Here is a 25,497-nt window from a genome sequence, read left to right on the forward strand (position 1 = left end):
TCGACGCGATTCTCGCCGGCGCGAGCGGATACGTCGTCAAGAACATCAAGGGCATGGAATTGGCCGAGGCCATCAAGGAAGTCGGCGCGGGCCGCGCGCGGCGGGCTAAACCCGCGGCCCCCCCCCCCCCACCCCTCGAGCGGTCGATGCCGCACCCCCCCCCCCCCGTTTTTGCTGTCCAGACCCCTTGGTGCCCAACATGATCGCCGATCGTATCGGGCAACGGACCGGTGCGGCGTCACTTGGGCGAATTTCCTGAGAGAAGTGACGGAAACAAATAACATTGGAACCCCAAGATCGTTCATCAACGAGATGGTCGGCAGTTCCCATGGTGGACAGTCCAATCCGCCATGCTCGGCTGACCTGAAAGGGAGTTTTTTTCGGCCTCGGCAAATCCCGAGACCGACCGCTAGAACCTGATGAGGGGAAGTATGACTAACAACCACCCCGCCCTGTTGCGTCGCGGTGTCCGTATAGCGGGCGCCGCCGCCACCGCAACTGTGGCTATGGGACTCCTGTCGAGCGGCGCTGCCAACGCCGATACTTTTGTGCCGTTGCCGGACGGCCAGAAGTTCGGTCCGGGCGTGACCATCATGCACACAGCCGAGCGCGCGCTCATTTCACCATCGTTGGCCGCCAACGGCGCTGGTCGCGTCGTCTGGGTATCGGGCAACGCCATCGCCGATATCTCGGTCACCCCGGAGGGGGTGGTTGGCCCCACCAATGGCGCAACCAACGCTCCGGGCACCAATAACTCCTCGACACATGGTGTTTCGGCACTCACCACCGGCTACATCGTCGGTTGCCAGGTCAGCATCGCCGACAACGCGATCTCCGCCGGTGTCTCCGGCGGCATCAGCCTCGACGGTGGCAGCCTCGGCGGTTCGATCGGCCTCAACCTGGGCCCCGGTGATGTCAAGTTCGTTTCGATCGATTCGAAGGACGTTCTCAAACCAGGCGTCTATTCCGTCGAGTATCAGGATGCCGAAATCGAGATCCAGGGCTGTGCGGGTTATGCGCAAGCGCGTTCCTACACGGTCGTGGAGATCATCGGTGACCACTACTCGAAGACCACCCTCTACGGTGCGCCGTTCAGCATCGGCTGACGTCTGTCGAATCCAACGAAAACTCTTCTCGCTGAAGCGAACTCAATCCTCGAGGGAAACCAATGATCAACCGTAAAAACATGGCCAAGGTGGCGGGTGTCGGTGCCGCGACAACCATCGCCCTCGGTCTGTTGTCCACCGGAGCTGCGCAAGCCGATACCTTCGTTCCGTTGCCGGGAGGTGAGATCTCCAAGACGCTGTCCGACGGCACCGTCGTGACGATCCGCCTGGTCGGCGAGTCTGCCAACATCAACCCGTCCATGGGATCTACGCCGCTGCATCGCAATGCGTGGGTCTCCGGTAGCGCCCAGGTCGAGGTGTCCGATGAGGCCGGCGGCAAGATCTTCCCGGGCTACACCGTCGGCTGTCAGGTGAACATCGCGGGCGGCGGCGCCTCCGGTGGTGTCGAAGGCACGGCCGACTGGAGCGGCGACACCGTCACCGGCGGCGTCGGCGCGAACAGCGGCGGCAATCTGACGCTCGGTCCGGGTCAGTCGCAGTCGTTCTACGTTCTGGACCAGGAAGTGGCCGACGACTTCGGCAATGAATCGCACAAGAAGCGCAATCGCTTCAAGGGCAGCAGCGGCTCGGTCACCTGGGCTGATGAGACCATCGGCCTGAACGGCTGTGCCGGTTACGCGCAAGCGCGGTCGTTCATCAGCGTCGAGGTCGAGACCGACAGCGTCATCACCTGGGTGACGTTGTGGGGCAGGCCGTTCAGCCTCGGCTGAATATAGGAGTCACCAACTCCGCACACACGAACGGGCCCGTCGCCATCACGACGGGCCCGTTTGCGTTCCCGCGGAACTGAATTCGGTTCAGAACTCGTGCTTGCCGCCCGCGCTGGCCCGGCCCTCCGCGAGCAGGTCGCGGATCTGACGCAGCACGTCGGAATCGGTCAGATCCGCCTCGCTGGAACCCAGGCGCTTCTTGGCGTGCATGGCGGGCAACACGAGCACGAAGTACAGCACCGTCGCGATGATCAGGAAATTGAGAGCCGCGGTGATGATCGGACCGACTTGCACAAAGGTCGCGGGCTTGTCGGCTACCAGCCGGAAACCGAGGCCGATCTCATTGTCGCCACCGAATACGGCCAATATCGGGTTGATGATGCCATTGGTGAACGCGGTGACGACCGCGACGAATGCGGTACCGATCACCACGGCTATGGCCAGGTCTATGACATTTCCGCGGAATAAGAAGTCCTTGAAACCCTTGAGCATTGCCGATATCTCCTCTTCGGATGGGGAGTTTTCCAGTCACGCTCGGCGGTGTGGGCAGCCGGTCCGACCGATGCTAGCCGACGTTCATGGCAAATGTTTGGCGAACATTCTGTCAATGGAAGACAACAGTAAGTGCGGTCCGCAGCGAGGCTGCCGCGACGGTGGTGGCGCGCTCGGCGTCCATCGCGACCAGCACGATCCGTTCCTGGCTGCCACGTCGATCGCCGGGGCCGGAGACCAGAACCACCGCGGCATCGGTCGCGAGGGTCCGCGCCGGGCGAGCCGCAGGACCGGTCTGTTCCTCGGCGCCGACGACATCGACCCGATCACCGGCGCGCAGGATCTCCGCGACCGCGGTGTCGGCCAGGCGGATGGGCACAATCCTGGCGTCGCGCCCTCCGGTGGCCACAGCGGCCAAGCGTGGGCCGACAATGCGCAGATCGGTGAATATCTCGCCGGTGCGCATGGCCGCGGTGAGCGTCGCACCGACAAGAGCGGTGCCGTCGGTGACGACGCCCGTCGGCAGGGCGCCCGATTCGCGAGCGGCCGAGCGCAGGTCGTCGGCCTGGATGAGATGGCCGGGCGGCAGGTCGCGGCCCGCGACCACGATCCGGGTGCGCTCGGCGCCCGGATCACCCCGGATGAAGAGTGCGGCGGCGAGTGCGGTGAGAACGGCCGCCAGCAATCGCCGTGCCAGCAGGCCATCGGCCCACGGTGGTCGATTCCACAGCGCGAAACGCAGTGCGCCATCGCGGCCCAGATCGCCGAGTGATCGAGTCATGGCCGGATCCTATGGCCACAATCACACCTGCTCGGCCGCTGAAACGGCTACCTGTGGACAGCGAGCGGCTGGGGATGACTCAGCTGGCGACGGCCGTGCTCGTGGGTGTGGACGCGCTGCTGGAGGAGCTCGAATCCGAACTTGTCGAGCTGCTCGAACTGTTGTCCGACTTCGCGGGCTCGCTCGCCGTCGAGGCGCCGCCGCGGCTGTCGGTGCGGTAGAAGCCGCTGCCCTTGAACACAATGCCGACCGAATTGAACAGCTTGCGCAGCTTGCCAGAGCACTCCGGGCAGACGCTCAGCGCCTCATCGGTGAAGGACTGAACGACGTCGAAGCGGTTGTCACACTGGGTGCACGCGTACGAATAAGTTGGCACAGGATCCTCCGCAGGGTTCGTCAATCTGGCACTCTACAGCCGACACTGCCAACGCCGCTAATCGGTGTTTCATTCCGTGCCCTGTTCCACACCGAGTTGTTGCAGGCCGCCCAGCGGTGTGAGCGCCCAGCCCATGCGCAGATCGTGCGGCTCCTCGGGGAGCCGGTCGACGAGCTCGTCGTCACGGACCACCGCGACCAGGCGCGCGGCCGGATCGGCCACGGCCAGCGTGCGGTCGTAGTAGCCCGCGCCCCGCCCGAGACGCACACCGCGGCGGTCGACCGCGAGCGCGGGCACCAGGATCAGTCCGGCCCTGCCGACGGCGGCGGTGGACAGCACCTCGCCGGACGGCTCGAGCAGTCCGAACCGCGCGGGTCGAAGGCCCTCGACGCCGGTGTATTCGGCCCAGCTCAGCGGCCCGAGGGGGCCGGTGACCGGCAGCAGCACCCTGGCTCCCGCGGCGCGCATGGCATCCAGCAGCGCCGTCGAACCGGGTTCCCCGCGCACCGGCACATAGGCGCACACCCAGTCGGGCAGCTCGAGCCGCGCGGCGGTCGCGGCCAGCGCGCGCGCTTCTGCCTGCTGGTCAGCGGTTGTCATCGCGGCCCGTCGAGCGCTGATTTCGGCGCGCCACGCATGTTTGTCACGCTGACCGGGCATCTCCACGGTGATCACCTTAAGCTCACCGGGACCCGGATCGGCCCGACGGCCGTATTCGGTGCTGTGCCCGACGGGCGCTGGGTCGCTGTGACGGATGGATAGGGTAGGCGTATGACAGCAGTGCCGGATAAGACGGCCGGACAGCCGGCGAATGACGCGGTGGTGGCGTGTTTCCGCACGGCCGTGGTACCCGCGGCCGGCCTGGGGACGCGGTTCCTGCCTGCGACCAAGACAGTGCCCAAGGAATTGCTGCCGGTAGTCGACACCCCCGGCATCGAGTTGGTGGCGGCCGAGGCCGCCGACTCCGGCGCGGACCGGCTGGTGATCGTGACTTCGCCGGGCAAAGACGGCGTTGTCGCGCACTTCGTCGAGGACCTGCTGCTCGAGAGCACGCTGGAAGAGCGCGGCAAGTTCCACCTGTTGGAGAAGGTGCGCAAGGCGCCGGGTCTGCTCGATGTCACTTCTGTCGTGCAGGAGGAACCGCTCGGTCTCGGTCACGCGGTCGCGCAAGCCGAGCGCGTCCTCGATGACGACGAGGACGCCATCGCCGTGCTGCTGCCCGACGACCTGGTGCTGCCGTGCGGTGTGCTCGACGTGATGAGCCGGGTGCGCCGCAAGCGCGGCGGCACCGTGCTCTGTGCCATCGATGTGCCGAAAGACGAGGTCAGCGCCTACGGCGTCTTCGATGTCGCGCCGGTGCCCGACGCCGTGAACCCGAATGTGCTGCGCGTCAACGGCATGGTGGAGAAGCCTGCCCTCGCCGACGCGCCCTCCACCTTCGCGGCCGCGGGCCGATATCTGTTGGACCGCGCCATTTTCGACGCGCTGCGCCGGATTACGCCGGGCGCGGGTGGTGAATTGCAACTCACCGACGCGATCGCGCTGCTCATCGAGGAGGGCCATCCGGTCCATGTGGTGGTGCACCGTGGGTCGCGCCACGATTTGGGCAACCCGGGCGGTTATCTTCGTGCTGCGGTCGATTTCGCTTTGGAACGAGAGGAATACGGCCCCGCCTTGCGGGAGTGGCTGCAGCATCGGCTGAGCTCGGATTGGGATCCGCAGCTGACAACGTACGACTAACGCGGGTGGGCGTCGGGTTTCGCCGATAGTGGACCGTCGGGTACGAATGATGGTTCACCATCGGGCGCACCGAACCCAGTTGCGCTGATGCGGAATCCGGGTTGGGTGCGAAGAGATCAGGAAGGGCTGGATGCGCTCGGTTGAGGATCAGCAGATCAAGGTGACCGCCGCGGCGGTCGCGCCCCGCCCGGTCCGGGTCGCGATCTCCGAGGCCCAGGGCCTGCTGTGTGCCGAGGACATCGTCACCGAGCGGCCGCTGCCCGGATTCGATCAGGCCGCGATCGACGGCTACGCGGTGCGCAGCGTCGATGTGGCCGCCGCCGGTTCCGATATCCGCAATGAAGACGGTGAGTTGGTCGATCTCACCTTGCCGGTGGTCGGCGAGGTGGTCGCCGGTTCCAAGCAGCCGAGCAGGCTGCAACCGCGCCAGACCGTTCGCGTCGATACCGGTGCGCCGCTGCCGACTTTGGCGGATGCCGTTCTGCCGCTGGACTTCACCGATGGCGGCCGGGCCAGGATCAAGGTGTACGAGCCGGTGCGCTCCGGCGACTACGTGCGGCGAATCGGCGACGATGTGCAGCCGGGCGATGTCGCGGTGCGCGCGGGAACCATCATCGGTGCGGCGCAGGTCGGGCTGCTCGCGGCCGTCGGCCAGGACAAGGTGCTCGTGCATCCGCGGCCCCGGCTCTCGGTGATCTCCATCGGCGGCGAGCTGATCGACATCGATCGCACGCCCGGCCCCGGCCAGGTGTACGACGTGAACTCCTATGCATTGGCCGCCGCCGCCCGTGACGCGGGCGCCGATGTCAATCGGGTCGGCATCGTGAGCGAGGATCCGCGGCGACTACGCGATGTGGTCGAAGGTCAGCTTGTTCGTTCCGAGGTCGTGGTGATCGCCGGGGCCATCGGCGGCTGGGCGTCGGAACAGGTCAGGGAAGCGCTCGAGGGTCTCGGCGAGTTGGAGATCGCACGGGTCGCCATGCACCCCGGTTCGGTCCAGGGCTTCGGGCGGCTCGGCCGCGACGAGGTGCCAACCTTCCTACTGCCCTCGAATCCCGTTGGCGCGCTAGTGGTTTTCGAGGTGATGGTGCGTCCCTTGATCCGGATCGCGCTCGGGCGCAGGCATCCGATGCGTCGGATCATCCGGGCCAGGACCATCACCCCGATCTCCTCGATGGCCGGGCGCAAAGGCTACCTGCGCGCGCAACTCATGCGCGACGAGACCACGGGCGACTACCTCGTCCAACCACTCGGCGGCGGCGCGGGCTCCTCCTCGCATCTGCTCGTGACGCTTGCCGAGGCCAACAGCCTGATCGTGATCGATCCGGACGACACCGAGATCCGCACCGGTGACGAGGTCCGAGTCGCTTTTCTCGCACAGCGCGGCTGAGGCGTGGAGTCGATGAACGTGTTCCGAGTCACGCAGCATCCCGGATGGCCCGCGCATCTCGGACCGCTGCGCGTCGCGGCGGGTCAGGTGACGTTGCGGCCGGTGCGGTTGCGCGACGCCGCGGCGTGGAGCCGGATCCGGCTGCGCGATCGGGCGCACCTGGAGCCGTGGGAGCCGACCGGCCGGGGCGCGTGGGAGGCGCGCAACCACGCGTCGAACTGGCCGTCGCTGTGGTCGAGTCTGAAGGCGGAAGCCCGTCGGGGCGCGATGATTCCGTTGGTCATCGAGGTGGACGGCACCTTCAGCGGCCAGCTGACCATCGGCAATATCGTGCGCGGCGCGCTGCGCTCGGCCTGGATCGGCTACTGGGTGGCCAAGGACCTCAGCGGCCAGGGCGTCGCGACCGCCGCACTCGGCCTCGGGCTCGACCACTGTTTCGGACCTGCCGGACTGCACCGCGTGGAAGCGACTGTCCGCCCGGAGAACCTGGCCAGCCAGGCCGTGCTGCGCAATGTCGGATTCCGCGAGGAAGGTCTGCTCGAGCGGTATCTGGACGTGGACGGAGCCTGGCGTGATCACCTGCTTGTCGGCATCACCGTCGAGGAGGTGGCCGGAACCGTGGTCGACCGCCTGGTCCGCGCCGGCCGCGCAACCTTGCCCTGAGCGTGGTTTTCGCCGATTCGTGTGACAGGTGTGGCAGATGTGCACGGCGCGCCTGACAGATCTCGCCGCGACGCGGAATTAACCTACGGACGTCGATGGTGCATCCTGCGTCATCGGCAGGGAGCCCGCGAGGCGTCCGGCGACCTCGCCGAAACGCTTGGCGGCGACCGGACGTCCGTGGAGTCCGAGTGCGTTTCGCGGCGAGCGAACGCACTGCGATGGGGAGCGGAGCGACCGGTCGAAGGCCGAATGGACAACCCAGGCGGGGACGGAGGTGCTGAGGCGATATGCCGAATTCGATTCTGTGGATCGGCCTTGTCATTCTCTGGGTCTTCGTCCTGTTTCCGATACTCGCCGACCGGCACCCGAGAATCCGGCAGACGACCGACGCGGCGCTGGCGACCCGCGTATTGCACCGCGGAGATTCCAAGCGGCGCCCGAAAAGTGGACCGGCCGCAGGGCACGACAGTGATCCCGATTATCGGCCGACCCGCGTGCAGAGAAAGCATTCCCATAGTGATGATGCGGAGGACCGGATGACGACACCGGCCGACGAGCCCGTCACCGAGATCGACAACGAACAGCCTCTTGGAGACGAAACACTGGAGCTCGAGGGTGGCACCCCTCGTGATTCCCGATCTGCTGCATACGATTCCGATATCGCCGACGCCGAAATCGATGAGCTCGACGACGAGCTCGACGACGGTGAGAACGAACTCGGCGGTGCGGAGGCCGAATTCGATGATGCCGAGCCCGAATCCGAGGGCGATGACGGTGAATTCCATACCGAATCGGGCAGTATCGACATCGCTGCGGCCGGAATCGCTGCGAACGCCGGTGCGGCGGCCGATGATGACCTCGTGGCCGATGAGCGCACCGATCCGGCGGCCCGGATCCCCCTGGCGCACTCGGCTGCGCCCGCACAGTACACCGACGAAGACACCGACGAAGACGCCGAATTCGATTCGGCCGATCCGGATTTCGTCCCGACCCGGCGCGGACGAGGCGGCTTCGACCCGGAGGCCGACGCGATCGCGCGCGCGGCTCGTTACACCTTCCGGCAGCGCGCCGTGCTCGGACTCGTCCTGAGCGCCATCATGTTCGGCGCCCTCGGTGTCGCGGTGACATCACTGTTCTGGTGGGCCTGCGGCTTGTCGGCGGTTGTGCTGGTGACCTACCTGGCGTATCTGCGCAAGCAGGTCCGTATGGAGGAGGAGATCCGCCGCCGCAGGGCCGCGCGCCTCGGCCGCGGCCGAGAGCGGGCCGAGCACCTCCCGCACCACACCGAGAAGCAGACCAGGCAGCAGGCCATGGACCGCGACACCGCCCGCGCCCTGCGCCGCCGCTCCGCCCGGCTCGAGGCCGACGACGAAGACCCCATGTTCGAACACCTGGAAACCTTCGACGCCGCCACCGCCCGCGCCGTCCGCCACCGCACCGGCGACATGCGAAGGGCGGCTGGCGCGTAATCGTATCCGCCCAGGTCAACGGCCCGATTCGGAGTCTCAGCCCCTCTACTGATACAGTGTCACAGCGCGGTTCCCCGGAGCCGCACGGGGCTATAGCGCAGTTGGTAGCGCGTCTCGTTCGCATCGAGAAGGTCAGGGGTTCGATTCCCCTTAGCTCCACAAAAACCCCAGCCCAGGCTGGGGTTTTTGCTTTCCGGTCCCACTTCTGGTCGGCCGATCTTCCCACTAATTCGCAACTAAGTCGTTCGACGTGCCCCGGTCGGTCCCAGTGTCGCGGAGTAGGGCTGGCAGTACGGCTGAGATTTCGCCGTACTGGTGTGTTGATCAGGTCGGGAGTCGTTGGGGTCCGGTCGGCTGGCTGGGTGGACTGCTCGCTGTTGTGCGGCGTGTCAGGATCGGGTTCGTCCGTGGGTTTCGCGAGTGCGGACGCCGCGTTCGCGTAGCCGGTTGAGCACGGTGACCGGGTCGGCGGTGAGGGTGTCGGGCGGTTTGGGCGCGGGACCGGCCGTGGCTGTAGAGGTTGATCGCTTCGTCGACGGTCGTCCGCCCGGCCGAGCCTTTCTTCTTACGGTTGACCACCTGGTCGGCCTTGATCGGGATCGTGGCTTGGATCCCGTGTCTGCGCAGGTGAGCACGGTTGGCGCGAGAGCTGTATGCCTTGTCCGAGGCGCGGCACCGCGATGCCGTTGAGGACTGCGGTGAACTGCGGGCTGTCACCACGCTGACCAGCGGTGATCACGATAGATACATCTCTCGAGTGGTAGGCGCCGCGCGGCGGCGCCCACCACCCACCCCACTATTGAGACACGGGCTAGCAGCAGGCCGGCACCGCTTCGCCGCTGCCGCGGAAACCTCCACGAAATCGACCGAATCAGAGGCGCACCCCATTTTCGATTCGGTGAGAAATTCGCACAGCTCAGCAATTCTCGCGTGGCGGGAGGCCCTGCGTCTCACACGGACGGTTGCGGTATGTGGTGTCGACGAATTCGACAAATCGCTGGACGTCCTGAAAACTGGAGGCGATCCCGAAGGAGACGCGGAGAGCGCCACCGGTGGGCAGGCCGAGTTCGGTGATATACGCATCGATCGAGAGAGCCGACTTTCTGAACAGGCGAAGCAAGGATGGCCGACCGATGTCGAAGGCGGCCTCCCCAGCGCCGGGATTACAGAAGCAGCCCGTGCGCAACGAAAACCCTGCCGCCGAGGATTCTCGCGCTACCAGACGCTCGTCGACGATGGCCCCGAAGGGGTCGAGGATATTCAGCGCGACCGTCGCGCCGCGGTTGATCATATTGCGCGGCCCATAGATTCGGACCATGGAAGCCCCGTTGTCGTGCTCGAGCGCCAGCAGCCGATCCAGAAGCCATCCGGTCAGGCAGCGGGTACGCCGATTGATCACATCGATGCCGACCCCGCGCAGCCAGTTGAGGCCATGTTCGATATCCGGTATGGCGAGGAAATTCACGGTGCCGTCCTCGAATTCGGCAGATCCCGCGGCCGGTGCGTGCCAGCCTCCCTGAACGCTGGCGGCCTGGACGGTGCCGCCGGAGAACCAGGGCCGCCGCAGTCTGGACAATGCGTCGCGGCGGGCGATCAGGCAACCGACTCCGGTCGGATAGCCGAAAAGCTTGTACCAGCTCACGGGAACGAAATCGGCTCGGACGGCGGTGAGATCGAGCTCATGCGTCGGCAGATAGGCTGCGGCGTCCAGCAATACATCGAAGCCATGCTCGTGTGCGATATCGACCCAGTCGAGCGGATGCTGAACACCGGTGAAATTGCTCTGCGCCGGATAGGCGAACAACCCACGGCTGGTTTCTCGTCCGTTCACCGTAGGCATCGATAGTGATTCCTGCACGGTGCGGCGCTCCAGCGCGGCGCGGACGGCAGACTCGGTCACGCGTAGTTCGGAACCCGCGATCGGGATGTATTCCGTTCGAGCCCGCCTGGAGCGGGCGAATTCTCGAATGCCATTGACCGAATTGTGGTTGTCGGCTGTCAGGACGAAACGTGTCGCGCGACCGAAGGGGTAGGCCTCGCCGACCAATCGACAGGCCGCCGTGGCGTTCGCCGTGAAGATCACGGTGTAGTCCTGCGCTGGAGCGTTGAAATGGGCGAGCACGGCTGCCCGAGCATTCTCGACACCGGCCGTCGCCGCCCGTGAGGTCGGGTTGTCCGAATGCGGATTGCCATGGCAGCCCGCAGAGATCCACTCGTTGTGTGCCTGATGTTGGGCGGTTGCGGCCAGCCCCGCACCGGCGTAGTCGAGATAGATGTCCCGATTGCGATCCAGATATGCGTATTCCGTGGCCCGGAGGTCATCGAGCACCGTTGTCGTGGTGTACTCCGGATAGCCGGCCAGAAATTCCTGCGCGCCGGCAGTGTGCGTGCCGTCTCCGCTCATAGCAGGTCCTTGTCTATCGTGTGGGTCAGCGGTGGCTCGGTCAGCCCATCCGCATGAGGCGAGTCCTTGTCATCGTTGGTTGTTCTGCGACAACGTGGTCTCCCTTCCTGGGCCGCAAGATCATTCGTCGCTGCCGACCAGCCAGACAACGAGACCTCCGATTCCGCCAGGAGTCAAGCACCCAACGCGACAGCATCGTCGTATCCGGCTGTTCCGCAACGGAATCCGCATGAGCGTCGCGACATTCCACCAGTCGTCGCGCGATTCCCTGAGTCGCCGACGCGCTGGTCGTCGTGCAAGGGGTCGCTCCCGCGGGCGGCGCCGACCCCAGCACGATCGACCGACCGAACCGACTACCTCGGTACATAATTCACAGTGATCGACGAGGTTTCGGCTGGGTTCTGAACGGTAGGTCAAATCTATTGAGTCGCAAACAGGTTCACGCATGGGCCCTCTCTCGGAGATGCAAGAACCACCCCTTGACTTGTGATCTGTCGCACACCAAACTCTAACTACTCCAGCACTTCTGGAGGCCTGTCGGCCGACACGGTGAGTTCTGAGTGAATCGAGGGTTTGGGTTATGACTACGAGCATCGCGGCCGTATCCGCTGAAACCGAAGTACCTGCGGCGGATTTCGACACGACGCACCTCAAGGAGAACCTGCGCTGGGGCCACTTGTTCTGGCCGGGCTCCGCGGCGTTGACCGAGGAGCAGATCGACGATCGAGTAACCCGCTACCAGCGGTCACTGGAGCGCTTCCGGGCCAGCGGCATGCAGGGCAACTACCTGCCCGACGATCTGGAAGTGGACTCGGCATGGCATGCGCACCAGTGCGATCCGGTCGGGTACGCGGAGTTCTGCACTCAGTACTTCGGCGGCATTCTTGCCCACACGGTGACGCTGTGTGTCTGCAAGTTGGTCGATCTCGACCAGAAGTGATTCACGCTTTGTGGTAACCGGAGGCGTAGCTCCCTACCGGGGAGCTACGCCTCCGGCGGCAACTATTCGAGCGTACGTGTGTCCGGTCACGGCCGGACAGCTCCCTGCTCGCGTGGGCACGCACCGTTTCTGAAGCCATGAATTGCGATACAGCCGTCCAGCTTTCGAGGAACCAGCGATGAATATTTCGATCGAGTTGCCGACGAGCCCGACCTCGGGCGTGCGTCACGCTCCGCTATCGGAACCGGCCGACCCGCTCGACGTGGTGGGTCACGCTCTGTCATGATCGCCGATTCCGGACACATCACGCGAGAGAACTGGGCAGATGAATTCTTCGACGAAGGCTTCCGCGAAACCTTCACCATCATGGGCAGATACGATGACACCGAGAGCGAGATCGAGGCGATTGTCGCACTACTCCGATTGCCCCTCGGAGCGCGAATACTCGATGTGCCGTGCGGCTTCGGCCGTCACGCCGGGCCGCTCGGTCGGCGCGGCTATCGTGTCGTCGGCATAGACAATTCGCCGAAACAACTCGACGACGCCCGCCGTCGATATCCTGACTGCACCTTCGTCCTGACCGATATGCGAACCCCGCCCGCAGGTCCATACGATGCAATTCTGAACCTGTGGACCAGCTTCGGCTTCTTCGACACCCGCGAGGAAGACCTTGCCGCCCTCACGGCCTGGGCCGACGTTCTCGTGCCCGGGGGCAAGCTGGTCATGGAAATCGATACTCTCGAATACTTCGAGCATCGTGCACGCAATGGCAGCGAATTGATCAGTACGCAGCTGGTTCAACGGTCCGATCTCGTTGGTCACGCTCGATATGATTGGGCTACCCAGGAACTAAACCTCCACTGGAAGCGCCCTGGATGGTCCCGACAGTGTCGGCTCCACATGTATTCCCGCCCACAACTCGAGACGGCGATCTACGAAGCCGGATTCGGCCACGTGGCATTCGCGGGCGACTTGCATGGCCGTCCGGTGGACCTGGACAGCACAACCGTCATTGTCGCAACCAAGTAGCGCGGCACTTTCACAACGCCGACCGACCCAGTCAAGGGCAGTGGGTCTGAAAGTCGCAGTGTTTCAAAGCGTTTCACTGCCGTGCATTGCGATCCGGCATCCGAGCGATGGATCGCACCGCTGATCGGATGGCCTTCAGGGGCCCGCAGTGCGACTGCTTGCCGGATCGCTGATTCCACGAAGCCGGCGTATTTGAAAGCCACCGCGATGTACCCCCGTGCGTATCACCGGGATCAAACTATTCAGCTACTGAGCGTCCACTGCTGATGGGTGTGGTGGGCACCTGCTGACGATGCCCACTAGCCTGGCTGATCGCCTACTTCTTCTCCACGGTCCTGGCGAGCATGCCGAGCGAGGCCCGCAGCACGGATTCAGGAAGAATCGGGAAGACTCCCATGTCGCGGTACTTCGCTGGGATCTGACTCCAGTCGTAGTACGACGTCACCGAGGTGCCGATCTCGCTGGGTTCCACGCGGTAGCCGTAGCGGTGGTCGATCGGCGGCACCTGGCCCTCTCGGGAGACTGTCCACGCGATATGGGCGTCCTTTTCGAATGCGGTGATGGTCACCGTGACGTCGTACTTTCCCATCTCGGGAAAGTCATTGAGCGATTCACGATCCATCTGCACGACGAATTCATCTCCGACGGCAGTGATGGCTTTGCCTTCTGCGGATTGCAGCATGCCCGTGCTGTCGATCGACACATGCCCTTCGGGCGAGCACAGCAGGGCGAAGATCTCGGCCGGCTGTGCCGCGATCTCCCGTCGGACCTCGAACCGTTCTTCAGTCATGGGATCCATCCTCGCACAATCGTGGGGCGGACGCTGATCAAAAAGGGCGGTTCGGTGATCGCCATCGACGAGAAGCCAGGATGCCTGCGGCGTGCCGCCTGGATCGAAATATAGTTCGGTACAACGTATTCCGATGAGCATCACCGCCTACGGCCCCGTCATTCGGATATCATTCCCGCACATCGGCGGATAACGCGCTGTGGCGTGGTGCGGAGAACTTGGCAGCCAATGTCGTAGCCGCGCAAGTACATTCCCATGTCAAGCTGTGGTCGATACTTGTTCGTATCTCGAATATCTCTGCCGCGCAAGGGCATTCCCCTGGGGGCCGCCGGAGGCACTCGTTCATATCTCCACTGTCGCTTCCGGCCGGACCTCCGAGCCGGACGATTTGCAGCGCGACCAGTGGCGACCGGCCGTCGGAATGCCACACAGGATTTCCTCGACCGAGGTCGTGAAGTCCCATACCTGCCGCTGGAGCAGATCGATGTGGTCCGTATTCAGCTACCGGAGAGTGGCTTCCACCGAACCGTGCAGGCTCTTGCGATGCGCGCCCCCGGAATTCGGGTCCCCGAGTCGGCGCAATGCCGGGTATTCCGTTATCGGCTCCGGGCTGTCGCGCGGACCTCCACTGAAGCTGCGGCGGCCACTTCGGGCATGTCAGCCCTTGCCGTATCTGAGTTCACGTTTCAGGATCTCGCCGCTGCCCGCCTTGGGGAGATCACCGACGAACTCGACGATCCGCGGGCGCTTGTAACCGGCAAGCCGACCCTCGAGCCAGCCGAGCAGTTCCGTCTCGTCGAGCTCCTGACCGTGGCGCAGCACCACGACCGCTTTCACGGTCTCACCCCAGTGCGGGTCGGGTACGCCGACGACGGCGGCCTCGAGCACCGCAGGGTGCGCGCCGATCGCGTTCTCGACCTCGACCGAGTAGACGTTCTCTCCGCCCAAGATGATCATGTTCTTGAGCCGGTCGTGGACGTAGAGGAATCCGTCGTTGTCGATCATCCCGATATCGCCGGTGCGGAACCAGCCGTCGGCGGATATCGCGGCCGCGGTCTCGGCGGGTTTGTTCCAATATCCTGTGGTCAGTTGCGGCGTCCGCAGCCAGATCTCGCCGTCCTCACCGGTGCCGACGTCGCGACCGGTGGAAACATCGACGATCCGGCACTCGCAGCTGGGGTGGATGCGGCCCACGCTACCCGGATGCCGGTCGACCTCCCCCCGGCGCAAGACCGGCGCGACCGCCACCCCGGCACAGGTTTCGGTCAAGCCGTAACCCTGCGAAAAGCCGGTCTGCGGCAGCATCTCCATCGCCTCGTCGATCAGCGAGCTGTTCGAGGGTGCGGAGCCGTAGATGATCACCTCGAGACTGGACAGGTCGAAGGTCGCGGCGGCATTCTCGGCAACCAGACTGGCCAGCAGGGTCGGCACCAGGCTGGTGTGGGTGACGCCTCGGTCCTCGACGGTGCCGGCGATCGCGGCGACCGAGGACCCCGACGGGATGACCACCTCGCCGCCCAGGTGCACGCAACACGTCACCGAGCTCATCCCGCTCATACGGAACATCGGCAGGCAGGCCATGTACCTCATCTCCGGGTACAGCGCCCAGGCTGCCGCGGCCTGCTGGGCCATCTCCCGCAGATTTCGCTCGACCAGCTGAATGCCCTTGGGCTCGCCGGTGGTGCCGGTCGTGTAGGCCAGCAGCACGAGGGACTCGTCGGATTGATCGGCATCCGGCGCGTAGCCGGAATCCCCTGCGGCATACCAGCGCTCGAAGTCGGAGCCTTCGGGTCCGTCCAGCCGGACCACCGGGCACCGTGGGTCCAGCCCCGATGCCAACTCCCGATCGGCGAAGAGCAGGGACGGGTTGCAGTCCTCCAGAACGGCCCGGAGCTCGGCCGCCGTCAGCCGCCAGTTCAGACCGACCAGCACAATGCCGGCCCAGGAGGCGGCGTAGACGAGCTGGACGTAGGCCAAGTCGTTGTGCGCGAGCACCGCCATCCGGTCGCCCCGGCGTAGACCGGCAGCGTGCAGCCGGTCCGCGATTCGCGCCACGTCCCTGGCGAACTCCGCATAGGTCTGCGACCCCGCAGGCGCGCTGATCGCGCGGCATCCGGCGCGGTCCCGGGCGTGCCCGACCACAAGGCCGGCCAGCGTCGGGGGGTGGGGGATGGTCATCGGCGTCTCCCTAGATCCTGGCCGCGACCGCAGCCATCTGCCCGGCGTACCGGATGGTCGATGTCCCCATGCGTGCCAGATCACGGGGCCAGCGGTTCGATCTCTTCTGCATTCATATCTCTCGCTGGTCGTAACCGTGCAGGCACCGATGCTCGGGCTCCGGAAAAGGCGACCACCGCACAGGTGCCCACCGTCCCGCGATCAGTCGCGGGTCCCGAAGATGCTGTCGGGATCGTATCCAGGACACATTCGAGTTGTCACGAGATTCGAAAGGTCGCTTGTTCCTTGGGTTCTCGGACACCTTCTACCTCCAACGCCAGTCGCTCGAGCGCCACGACGGCGACATCTACCGGCATCCTGACGGCGCTACGCGCACCCCCTCACCCGTTCGATCCGCGCCGAGAGGGTTGAGCCACTCGATCCAGCGGGAACAATCGGCCGGGCACGACGCGATAGGGTGCTGTTCCGCAGACGAGGAGTGCAGCATGGAGACCGAAACCCACATCGACCCGTCTTCGCACGCGGTCGGTAGTGGCGGAACCGTTCGGGCCGCGGTCGTGGTCGGTGCGCTCGGTGTCGTGTTCGGCGATATCGGCACCAGCCCGATCTACACCATCCAGACGGTGTTCAACCCGGCCGACCCGCACCCGGTGCCGATCAGTACGGACAATGTGTACGGCGTTGTTTCGCTGATCTTCTGGTCGGTGATGATCATCGTGACGCTGACCTACATCTCGCTGGTGATGCGCGCCGACAATGACGGCGAGGGCGGGATCATGGCGCTGATCACGCTGCTGCGCCGCCTGGGTGGAACTCGGGGTCGGCAAGCGGCCGCGGTGCTGGCGGGGGTCGGCATCTTCGGTGCCGCATTGTTTTTCGGCGACAGCATGATCACTCCCGCGATTTCGGTGCTGTCCGCGGTAGAGGGCTTGAAGATCGTCGAGCCGGGATTCGAGAATCTGATCATTCCGATCACGGTGGTGATCATCGTCGCGCTGTTCTCGGTGCAGTCCCGTGGCACAGCCGCTGTCGGTCGGCTATTCGGTCCGGTGATGATTCTCTGGTTCGTGACGATCGGTGTCCTGGGCGTCTCCGGAATCGTGCGGCATCCGGAGATCCTCAAGGCGCTGTCGCCGACCTACGCGCTGGGTTTCATGGTCGGGCACTTCGGAATTGCGTTCTTCGCGCTGGCCGCGGTCGTGCTCGCGGTTACCGGCGCGGAGGCGCTCTATGCTGACATGGGCCATTTCGGCAGGCGGGCGATCACCCGCGGCTGGCTGGGGCTCGTGCTGCCCGCGTGTGCATTGAGCTACCTCGGGCAAGGTGCTTTGTTGCTCGGTGATCAAAGCGCGGTGAGCAGCCCGTTCTTTCTGCTCGCCCCCGGGTGGGCGCGGTTGCCGCTGGTGCTGTTGGCGACCGCTGCGACCGTGATCGCCTCGCAGGCCGTGATCACCGGCGCGTTTTCGGTGGCCGCGCAGGCGGCTCAGCTCGGATACCTGCCGAGGCTGCGCGTGGCGCACACCTCGGAGTCCACGATCGGGCAGATCTATGTGCCGTGGATCAACTGGGTGCTGATGGTGTCGGTGCTGACATTGGTGTTTGCTTTCCGCACCTCGGCGGCATTGGCGTTCGCGTTCGGCATGGCGGTGACCGCGACGATCTCCATCACGACGTTGCTTTTCTTCTACGTCGCGCGCACCAAGTGGAGAACGCCGCTGTGGCTGGTTCTGCTCGGTGCCATCCCGTTGTTGGCGGTGGATGTGCTGTTCTTGTCGGCGAACCTCACAAAACTGGTGCACGGCGCGTGGTTGCCATTGTTGATCGGCCTCACGGCGTTCACTGTGATGATCACCTGGGCGCGTGGGCGCGTAATCGTCACCGGGGCAAGGGAACAGGTGGAGGGATCGCTGCGCGCGTTCATCGATCGGTTGCAGGACTATCAGCCGCCGCTGGTGCGGATCCCCGGGACGGCAGTATTTCTCAACCGAGGCAAGGAGACCGCGCCGCTGGCGATGCGGGCCAATGTCGAGCACAATCGCGTGCTGCACGAACACGTGGTGATTCTGTCGATCGAAACGCTGCCGGTGCCCCGTGTGCCGGATGCGCAGCGCACGGAGATCGACGCGCTCGGGTACGGCGAAGACGGGATCATCCACGTGACCGCGCACTTCGGTTACATGGAAACACCGAATGTCCCGCACGCGTTGCGCTTACTCGACCCAGCACAGACCGAAGGCCCGATATCGGTCGATGGCGCCTCCTACTTCCTGTCGAAGATCGAGTTGAAGAAAGGCTCGGCGCCCACAATGGCGCCTTGGCGCAAGCGGCTGTTCATTGCGACGTCCTACATCACCGCCGACGCTGCCGAATACTTCGGCCTGCCGGGCGAGCGGACAGTGATCATGGGTTCGCAAGTCGAGGTGTAGATGTGCCATGGCCGAGGGAACCGGGCGCAAGTGGCCGGGCCGTGTGGCATTGTGCGCATCCTGGCCGGGACCCGGTCCTGACACCAGGCTTAAGTAGCCGACGTGCGTATGTTCGCGGTCGACTCGACAGGTCGAGGATGGGCCGGCACGCGGGGGTCCAGCTGCCAATGGCGGCTCAGTAGGTGGCTGTGTACCGAAGCCGGAAGCGGCTGCCGCCGTACGGTCAGGCGGCCATCATTCGCTCGATATGCGGTTATGACCGAGTGTTCGCGAACGACGCGCAGTTCGCCGGTCGTGGAGACCGGCCGGAACCGGGCGAATCCTTTTGAGCGGGCCGCGCCTCTTACATGTGGCATCCGGATCAGAACGGTATGGCCGAGGTCGCTGATCGCCGAGCCGGTCGGCGTGCCAACGATCGGGCTGTACGCAGCGGGACACTGTCTCGATTCTGGTCCGTCCCGCAACCAGAAGGAGCCCACATGCCCGCTTTCCATCCTCCGCAACCGACCTCGGTCGCACCCGATGGCGGGCCGTTGCCCTGCCATCCTCGTCCCGTCTCACGACGCCGGACATCCGTCGCCGCCGTGCTGGCGGCACTGGCCACCAGCATGCTGTTGGTCGGGCCAGGCGTCGCTAACGCCGACCCGGCTCCCGATGAGCCCGCCTCCACGACGGATATCGCATGGACAACGGCTGATGGTTTCCGCGGGTCGCCGTCGTTGACGGCGCCCACCGACGTCGTCGATGTCGGTGGGTTACCGATCGCTTACCGCAGCTTCGGACACGGGCCAACCCTGGTGTTGACTCCGTGCCTCGGATTCAGCATGGACGACTGGGATCCGGCGCTGCTCGATCGCCTGGCCGCGACCAACCATGTGGTCATCTTCGACTCCGACGGCGTGGGACGGACCCCGGCGAGCTCCTCGGCCATCTTGACCGTCCGGCAACTGTCCGATCAGGCCGCCGGTCTGATCCAGGCTCTTCATCTGGGCCGCCCCACTGTCGTGGGTTATTCCCTGGGAGGATTCGTCGCGCAACGTTTGGTCGTGGATCACCCCGGTGTTGTCGGCGCCCTGATTCTGATGGGCACGGGCCCCGGCGGCTCGCAGCAGGTGCTGCCCGATCTTCCCGATCTGATCGCGGGCGCGCCGGCGTTCAATCCGGTGGCGCCCGCCGACCAGGTCATTCCACTGTATTTCAGCGATCATCCCGACGCTCTGTCTGCGTGGCGTCAACGAACAGCTCTGCGCCCCGACCGGGTCGGGGTGAACTTGACCGGCCTCAACCGGCAACGCGCGGCAATGAGCGACTGGCTCATCGACCCCACCGCGAATGTCACCGCCAGCCTGCCGAACCTGCGGCTGCCCACCCTGATCCTGGGCGCCGACAACGACAAACAAGAACCCGCCGCCAACTCAGTCTTGCTGCATCGCTACATCAACGGTTCGGAACTGCTGATCTACCCCCAGCTCGGTCACGCGTTCCCCTTCGAAGCACCGGCGCGCGTTGCTGAGGATATCGCCGAGTTCACTCGGTAGCAGCCTGATCCACGACACAGTCGGCGAGCTCTTGACCGGTCGCCTTGATGGCGGCGTGGTTCGTCGGGCATAGATGGAGCGCATTAGTTGCACAGAGATGTCGATTTGTCACCGAAAGAGCCTTTACCTCTCGCAGCCGAGAGGAAGAAGTCGGTGAGCGCTAGCGTTGGGGCTCAACTCGGCGAGATGCTTCGACGACTGAAAAACGTCACAGCGCAAGCCGGCACGGTGGTCGGTCACGCGTATACGGAAGTCGGGGTGCGGATTCGCGCAACCGCTGGCGAGCCCCCTATCTGGTCCTGTGCTCACTCTCGCCCGGATGCGTTCGGGCTTATGGTGAGGACCGGTTTCTTCAGATGGACTCCCGTGGTGGTCGACGGGAACGCTCAAGGCCATGTCATGGTCGGAAACAGATACTTCAACAAAGCATGCGAATCGAATCCGAATGCTACTAACCTTTATCTCCGTTCATGCAACTCAGGATTGAGTGGAGCATCCGAGAATGCTGCTTCGGTTCTGCACAATCAAGGTTACGATCTGGATGTTTGGGCTACAAATAGTCTTGCTAGTGGTGGAATTTACAAATTCGACGGCGAGCCTGCATCCGCGATGGTAGCTGAGGTTGATCCACGTGTCGGGAAACCGACTTGGACGGTCCACGAGGCGCCCGAGAAACCCCCGTGAATGCGCATTTCGACGTAGCCGGGGTGAATTCCTCCGGGTCGCGCCGCTGCTCGTCATGGACGGTTGCTCGCCCCGGCATGCTTGTGCTGTCGGCTTCCAGCCGCTGGCCTCGTGGAGTGGCGCGTTCACATCCTCTGTTCGACAGTCAGTTCGACTCGCACCGAGATTGCGCCGATCCGCTGCGGAGCGGGGAACGATCTCACCTCCGGGATAAATGCCGGCGCGACGGCCGAAGCGAACAGGCGTCGGTCCCGGTTCGCGGTGGTTCGTTGATCCGGCAGACATCGAGCCTGTCATTGCCATCGTCGTCGCGGGCCGATGAGGCGAGCGGGTCGAAGTGGCGTAGCTCTCAGGATTCGAATTATGTGCAGATCAGCCTCGCGAGGCTATTTCGTCAGTTCGTACCGACGCGATAACTTGTTCAGGTGATGAGGAATTCGACACCCACGGTGGCAGGAGCATGGCGGGCCGGCGATGGTGCTGCGGTGCCATTGCGCGAGGCGACGATGGCGTGGATGCTGGCCGCGCACGCGGAACTGTCCGAGATCGCCACCGGGTATGGGCATTTCATCACTGTCGCCGAGTTGGCCGAGCGGGTGCAGGAGGCGTCCGGTGTGTACACCGAGGCGCCGACGCGTACCTGGATGGATGCCATTCTGCGCAAGATCGCCCGGCGCTGCCACAATGCGGGCGAGCCGCCGCTCACCGCGCTGTGTGTGCGGCGGAACCATACCGTCGGCGAAACCTATAAGTACGTACTCGAACTCGCCGGACTGCCGATTCCGGACGATCTCGAGCTGCATGCCGCCTACGCTCGTTGGCAGTGCTACCTGCACCATGGGGCCGAGATGCCAGTCGGCGAAGGTGTCCCGCCGCTCACTCCCAAGGTGGCGAGCCACCGTTCGACGCGCGCCGCGGCACAAGTCGAGGTCAAGCCGCAGCCGACCCGCGCCGCGGTATGCGCCCAGTGCTTCATCGAGCTCCCCGCCAGCGGAACCTGCCAATACTGCGTGTGACCAACTCCGGACCACAGCAGGCCCGGGTCCGCAAGGACCTGGCGTTCTGTCCGACTGTTCGCTATGCCAGGTGGCCGGCGACCGATCCAGAGACTTCGGCCTTTCGTGGGCGGTCCTCCCTGCCCTGTGCAGGCTGCGTTCCCGGCTCGTGCGGGACAAGGCGGCCCCTTGTTCACTGGCCGTAAAGCTACTGGTCGGCTACTATTTTCAGTGCGCCGTCGCAGTACTGAGTGGTCGAAAAGAACATAATTGTATGCATGGGTGGCGTTGGTCCTCCCAAGTTGTTTTGTTGAGTGGCCTTGTCTCCCTTCGACATGTGCGCAGCCATCAACGGTGACGGCTCACGGAGCGACCTCACCCGTCGGTAACGTGTGCGCGTTACCGATTTTCCGTCGGAGCGTCGGTGTTTCCACAACGCCGTTTCCGCACGATCGCCGCACGTGCGCCAGAGCAAGAAGCCGGCAAGTCACAGCGCTGAGCTACCTCATCGAGGATGCGGGACTGCGCATATTGCTTCGGAGAAGGCTGGTGGCGACCAGTCTCATGGCGTGACCGCGGGCAACATCGGCAAGAACCTACGCGCCGATCGGCCGGATGTATGCCGGTCGGCGGGACGGAGGATCGAGGAGATGTCACCGAAGGAATACCGGCCGGGAACTGCTTTCCCTGGCGTCATCGGTCGGACGGCCGATGTCTCGAGTCCCGCGTGGCCCCAACCGGTGCGGGCCGGGCTTGGTGCGCCGAACGTGCTGTTCATCGTGCTCGATGACACCGGGTTCGGGCAGCTCGGCTGCTACGGCAGTCCGATAGCCACGCCGAATTTGGACGCCCTGGCCGAGGGCGGATTGCTGTACAACAACATGCATACGACAGCGCTGTGTTCGCCATCGCGTTCGTGCATCATCACGGGACGTAACCACCATGCCAACGCGATGGCGGGAATCGCAGAATTAACCACAGGATATCCGGGCTATAACGGCAACATTCCGTTCGAGAACGGGTTCCTCTCGGAGATGCTGCTACAGCACGGATACAACACATACCAGGTCGGCAAGTGGCACTTGGTGCCTTCGGATCAGGAATCGGCTGCCGGCCCGTACGAGCGTTGGCCGCTCGGCCGTGGTTTCGAGCGGTTCTACGGCTTCCTCGGTGGTGACACCAGCCAGTGGTACCCGGATCTGGTCCACGACAACCACCAGGTCGAGCCCCCCGCGACCCCGGACGAGGGCTACCACCTGACCGCGGATCTGGTCGACAAAGCGATCTCCTTCATCTCCAGCGCGAAGCAGGTTGCTCCGGACAAGCCGTTCTTCTTGAATTTCTGCACCGGGGCGACGCACGCCCCGCACCATGTACCGAAGGAGTGGGCCGACCGATATCGGGGCCGGTTCGACGACGGTTGGGAGGCCTACCGGGAATTCACCTTCGCCCGGCAGAAGCAACGGGGCATCGTGGCACTGGACGCGCAGCTCTCGCGCCACGATCCGGATGTGCCGGAGTGGAACTCGTTGCCGCCTTATGCGCGCCGCCTCGCCGCGCGGATGATGGAGGTCTTCGCCGGATTCCTCACCCACACCGACCACCACATCGGGCGGCTGCTGGACTTCCTGAAGGAGATCGGCGAGTTCGACAACACGCTGATCATGGTCATCTCCGACAACGGGGCAAGCGCCGAAGGTGGCGTCACAGGGACCACTAATGAGCTGCAATTCTTCAACAATGCCCCCGAACCGATCGAGGACAGCCTCCGAGCGATCGATGAACTCGGTAGCCCTACCACGTTCAACCACTACCCGTGGGGCTGGACCTGGGCGGGCGACACGCCCTTCCGGCGGTGGAAGCGCGAGACCTACCGCGGCGGCGTCAGTGATCCTTTCCTGGTTCACTGGCCGCGAGGCATCAAGGCGCGGGGTGAGGTGCGCACTCAGTACGCACACCTGGTCGACATGGTCCCCACCGTTCTCGACGCGCTCGGAATCGAACCCCCGGCCACTATCAAAGGCGTGCCCCAGTCGCCCCTCCACGGCGTCAGCTTCGCTTACACCTTCGACAACCCGGCCGCACCGACCCGGCACCACACGCAGTACTTCGAGATGATGGGCCACCGCGCGATCGACCACTGCGGATGGCGTGCCGTGTGCCCCTGGCCGGGCCCTTCCTTCATTGAAGCGGGCAAACCCTTCGGCGCCCCCATCTCCGCCGAGGCTCTGGGCGAGTTGGACGCCCACCACTGGGAGCTCTACCACATCGACGAGGACTTCGCCGAGACCCGTGACATCGCCGCTGAGCACCCGGACAAACTCATCGAGATGATCTCGCTGTGGTATGTCGAGGCCGGCAGATATCAGGTATTGCCCATCGACGGCAGCGCCATGCAACGGGTGACAGTGGAGCGCCCACAGATCACGCCGGCGCAGCTCAGCTACACCCTCCGACCCGGCACCGAGGCATTGCCCGCAGCCGTGGCGCCCCGGGTGATCAACCGCCCGCACAGCATCACCGCCGATGCCGAGATCCCGCCCGGCGGCGCCGAAGGCGTCCTGCTGTGCCAGGGCACCAACGTCGGTGGCTGGTCCTTCTATCTCAAGGATGGTCGACTGCACTACGCCCACAACTACGTTCGACGCGCCATCTACCGTGTCTACTCCACGGAGGTGGTCCCCGAAGGCCGCCACGAACTGCGCTTCGAATTCGAACCTACCGGCGAGCCCGACCTCGTCCGCGGTAAAGGCACACCGGGCCGCGCCCAGCTCTACATCGATCACCGCTTGGTCGGCGAGGCCGAAATCCCCGTCACTACGCCGATCGCCTTCAACCCCGGCGGGATGACCTGCGGCGCCAACCCGGGCTCGGCGGTGGCACCCGACTACGAACCGCCTTCCCGGTTCACCGGCACGCTGCACACCGTCACCGTCGATCTCTCCGGGGAGCTGATCACCGACATCCAAAGTGAGATGCGCATGCACATGGCTCGGCAATAGGGCATCGGCTCCGCCGCCGAGGCACCGGTCGAAACGCCACCTGGCGCCTGCACGCACCTCCCGCGCTGACGAGCTGCGCCGGCCTCTTGCGAGCGGCGTGGCGGTAATGGCGGGAGGTACTTGTCTATGAGACTGTGCCGTCGTGGCCAATCCTCCTTCTCAGCACCTGACCAGTCCCGAGGCGCTGTACCAAGCTGTGGCGGATCGGCGTCTGCAATACGAGAACCTGCTCTGGCAGGTGCCCGCAGTCAGTCTGACCGCCCAAGCCTTCTTGTTCAGCGTCGCGCTGAGCCAGAACATCGACGCCTTTCCTCGGATTCTCGCCGGTTTGCTCGCGCTGAACGTGTCCGTCATCTCGATCATGCTCATGGCTAGCCACTACCGAGCCGAAAGCCGGGATGCTCAGTGGCTGGAGCGTTTCGAGCAGCAGGAACTGGGCGCGGGCGCTTGGGGCGCACACGGCGCGGCATTCCGGCCGCAATACACCGCGGATCCCGACGCCGGCTGGCTCGGCAACCTGATACACCTGAGGCTCATGTTCCAGGTATGGATCGTCGGTCTCGCACTGTTCGGCCTCGTAGCCATCTTGATGATTGTGAAGACCCTGATAACTCTCGGCGCCTGACTCGGGGGCCACACCGAAACCGGTGTCGCCCACGCCCACGAACCGCAGCGGTGGGGGGGGGGACGGACGGGAGAAACAAACAACAGCCCGGGAGTGATGTAAAAAAAAAAACAAAACAACAACAGGAAGTAAAAATAA

The 25,497-nt window shown here is 64.6% G+C and carries 20 protein-coding genes, 1 tRNA gene and 2 pseudogenes; 15 read left to right on the forward strand and 8 right to left on the reverse strand.

Annotation, left to right across the window (positions count from 1 at the left end):
- The 3 genes and pseudogenes from ACFU4Z_RS22445 to ACFU4Z_RS22455 form a co-directional block, all read left to right on the forward strand.
- A pseudogene (locus tag ACFU4Z_RS22445) lies at positions 1 to 99 on the forward strand (DNA-binding response regulator); the annotation flags it as partial.
- A 332-nt stretch (positions 100 to 431) separates the two neighbouring features.
- Positions 432 to 1,106 (forward strand): MspA family porin, encoded by a 675-nt coding sequence (locus ACFU4Z_RS22450; protein ID WP_379066010.1) that lies wholly within the window; start codon positions 432 to 434, stop codon positions 1,104 to 1,106.
- Positions 1,107 to 1,168: 62 nt separating this feature from the next.
- Complete coding sequence (locus tag ACFU4Z_RS22455; protein WP_379066012.1) at positions 1,169 to 1,837, forward strand: MspA family porin; 669 nt, start codon at positions 1,169 to 1,171, stop codon at positions 1,835 to 1,837.
- An 87-nt stretch (positions 1,838 to 1,924) separates the two neighbouring features.
- Here the strand turns inward: ACFU4Z_RS22455 and mscL are convergent, their stop codons facing one another.
- The 4 genes from mscL to ACFU4Z_RS22475 all read right to left on the reverse strand — a co-directional run bounded on the left by mscL (position 1,925) and on the right by ACFU4Z_RS22475 (position 4,146).
- Positions 1,925 to 2,329: a large conductance mechanosensitive channel protein MscL gene (gene mscL / locus ACFU4Z_RS22460; RefSeq protein WP_379066014.1), complete on the reverse strand. Its 405-nt coding sequence runs from the start codon at positions 2,327 to 2,329 to the stop codon at positions 1,925 to 1,927.
- A gap of 112 nt (positions 2,330 to 2,441) precedes the next feature.
- Entirely contained in the window at positions 2,442 to 3,110 is a 669-nt protein-coding gene (locus tag ACFU4Z_RS22465) for an SAF domain-containing protein (RefSeq protein ID WP_379066016.1), read from the reverse strand.
- Positions 3,111 to 3,189: 79 nt separating this feature from the next.
- Positions 3,190 to 3,486 carry an FmdB family zinc ribbon protein gene (locus tag ACFU4Z_RS22470; protein WP_379066018.1) on the reverse strand — a complete coding sequence of 99 codons (297 nt, stop codon included), beginning with the start codon at positions 3,484 to 3,486 and terminating at the stop codon, positions 3,190 to 3,192.
- A 69-nt stretch (positions 3,487 to 3,555) separates the two neighbouring features.
- Positions 3,556 to 4,146: a 5-formyltetrahydrofolate cyclo-ligase gene (locus ACFU4Z_RS22475; protein ID WP_379066520.1), complete on the reverse strand. Its 591-nt coding sequence runs from the start codon at positions 4,144 to 4,146 to the stop codon at positions 3,556 to 3,558.
- Between the two features lie 111 nt (positions 4,147 to 4,257).
- Between ACFU4Z_RS22475 and ACFU4Z_RS22480 the strand changes: the two genes are divergently transcribed.
- From ACFU4Z_RS22480 to ACFU4Z_RS22500, 5 genes are all read left to right on the forward strand, one after another.
- Positions 4,258 to 5,226 carry a UTP--glucose-1-phosphate uridylyltransferase gene (locus tag ACFU4Z_RS22480; RefSeq protein WP_379066020.1) on the forward strand — a complete coding sequence of 323 codons (969 nt, stop codon included), beginning with the start codon at positions 4,258 to 4,260 and terminating at the stop codon, positions 5,224 to 5,226.
- A gap of 130 nt (positions 5,227 to 5,356) precedes the next feature.
- Positions 5,357 to 6,616, forward strand: coding sequence for a gephyrin-like molybdotransferase Glp (gene glp / locus ACFU4Z_RS22485; RefSeq protein ID WP_379066022.1), 1,260 nt, complete (start codon positions 5,357 to 5,359; stop codon positions 6,614 to 6,616).
- Between the two features lie 12 nt (positions 6,617 to 6,628).
- The gene (locus tag ACFU4Z_RS22490; protein WP_379066024.1) at positions 6,629 to 7,279 is read left to right on the forward strand and encodes a GNAT family N-acetyltransferase; all 651 of its coding nucleotides are present in this window, start codon (positions 6,629 to 6,631) and stop codon (positions 7,277 to 7,279) included.
- Positions 7,280 to 7,566: 287 nt separating this feature from the next.
- Positions 7,567 to 8,748, forward strand: a complete 1,182-nt coding sequence (glpR, locus tag ACFU4Z_RS22495) for a gephyrin-like molybdotransferase receptor GlpR (RefSeq protein ID WP_379066026.1) — start codon at positions 7,567 to 7,569, stop codon at positions 8,746 to 8,748.
- 86 nt (positions 8,749 to 8,834) lie between these two features.
- Positions 8,835 to 8,907, forward strand: a tRNA-Ala gene (locus ACFU4Z_RS22500).
- Positions 8,908 to 9,664: 757 nt separating this feature from the next.
- On the opposite strand, the gene ACFU4Z_RS22505 is transcribed toward ACFU4Z_RS22500, so the two are convergent.
- Positions 9,665 to 11,152, reverse strand: coding sequence for an aminotransferase class V-fold PLP-dependent enzyme (locus ACFU4Z_RS22505; RefSeq protein ID WP_379066028.1), 1,488 nt, complete (start codon positions 11,150 to 11,152; stop codon positions 9,665 to 9,667).
- Positions 11,153 to 11,732: 580 nt separating this feature from the next.
- Between ACFU4Z_RS22505 and ACFU4Z_RS22510 the strand changes: the two genes are divergently transcribed.
- Positions 11,733 to 12,092 carry a hypothetical protein gene (locus ACFU4Z_RS22510; RefSeq protein ID WP_379066030.1) on the forward strand — a complete coding sequence of 120 codons (360 nt, stop codon included), beginning with the start codon at positions 11,733 to 11,735 and terminating at the stop codon, positions 12,090 to 12,092.
- Between the two features lie 282 nt (positions 12,093 to 12,374).
- On the forward strand, positions 12,375 to 13,121 hold the full coding sequence (locus tag ACFU4Z_RS22515) for a class I SAM-dependent methyltransferase (protein WP_379066032.1): 747 nt from the start codon (positions 12,375 to 12,377) through the stop codon (positions 13,119 to 13,121).
- A 17-nt stretch (positions 13,122 to 13,138) separates the two neighbouring features.
- On the opposite strand, the pseudogene ACFU4Z_RS22520 reads toward ACFU4Z_RS22515, so the two are convergent.
- The 3 genes and pseudogenes from ACFU4Z_RS22520 to ACFU4Z_RS22530 all read right to left on the reverse strand — a co-directional run.
- Positions 13,139 to 13,336 (reverse strand): annotated as a pseudogene (locus tag ACFU4Z_RS22520) (IS3 family transposase); the annotation flags it as partial.
- A gap of 101 nt (positions 13,337 to 13,437) precedes the next feature.
- Positions 13,438 to 13,911, reverse strand: a complete 474-nt coding sequence (locus tag ACFU4Z_RS22525; RefSeq protein ID WP_379066034.1) for an SRPBCC family protein — start codon at positions 13,909 to 13,911, stop codon at positions 13,438 to 13,440.
- A gap of 657 nt (positions 13,912 to 14,568) precedes the next feature.
- Positions 14,569 to 16,089, reverse strand: a complete 1,521-nt coding sequence (locus ACFU4Z_RS22530; protein WP_379066036.1) for a class I adenylate-forming enzyme family protein — start codon at positions 16,087 to 16,089, stop codon at positions 14,569 to 14,571.
- Positions 16,090 to 16,574: 485 nt separating this feature from the next.
- Between ACFU4Z_RS22530 and ACFU4Z_RS22535 the strand changes: the two genes are divergently transcribed.
- From ACFU4Z_RS22535 to ACFU4Z_RS22555, 5 genes are all read left to right on the forward strand, one after another.
- Positions 16,575 to 18,515, forward strand: a complete 1,941-nt coding sequence (locus ACFU4Z_RS22535; RefSeq protein ID WP_379066038.1) for a potassium transporter Kup — start codon at positions 16,575 to 16,577, stop codon at positions 18,513 to 18,515.
- 479 nt (positions 18,516 to 18,994) lie between these two features.
- Positions 18,995 to 20,053, forward strand: a complete 1,059-nt coding sequence (locus ACFU4Z_RS22540) for an alpha/beta fold hydrolase (protein WP_379066040.1) — start codon at positions 18,995 to 18,997, stop codon at positions 20,051 to 20,053.
- 1,169 nt (positions 20,054 to 21,222) lie between these two features.
- Positions 21,223 to 21,753 (forward strand): hypothetical protein, encoded by a 531-nt coding sequence (locus tag ACFU4Z_RS22545; protein ID WP_379066043.1) that lies wholly within the window; start codon positions 21,223 to 21,225, stop codon positions 21,751 to 21,753.
- A gap of 548 nt (positions 21,754 to 22,301) precedes the next feature.
- Entirely contained in the window at positions 22,302 to 24,734 is a 2,433-nt protein-coding gene (locus ACFU4Z_RS22550; RefSeq protein WP_379066046.1) for an arylsulfatase, read from the forward strand.
- A 142-nt stretch (positions 24,735 to 24,876) separates the two neighbouring features.
- On the forward strand, positions 24,877 to 25,359 hold the full coding sequence (locus ACFU4Z_RS22555; RefSeq protein ID WP_379066049.1) for a hypothetical protein: 483 nt from the start codon (positions 24,877 to 24,879) through the stop codon (positions 25,357 to 25,359).
- The last annotated feature ends 138 nt before the right edge of the window (positions 25,360 to 25,497 follow it).

This window comes from Nocardia sp. NPDC057440 (genome assembly GCF_042802915.1).
Classification (GTDB): Bacteria; Actinomycetota; Actinomycetes; order Mycobacteriales; family Mycobacteriaceae; genus Nocardia.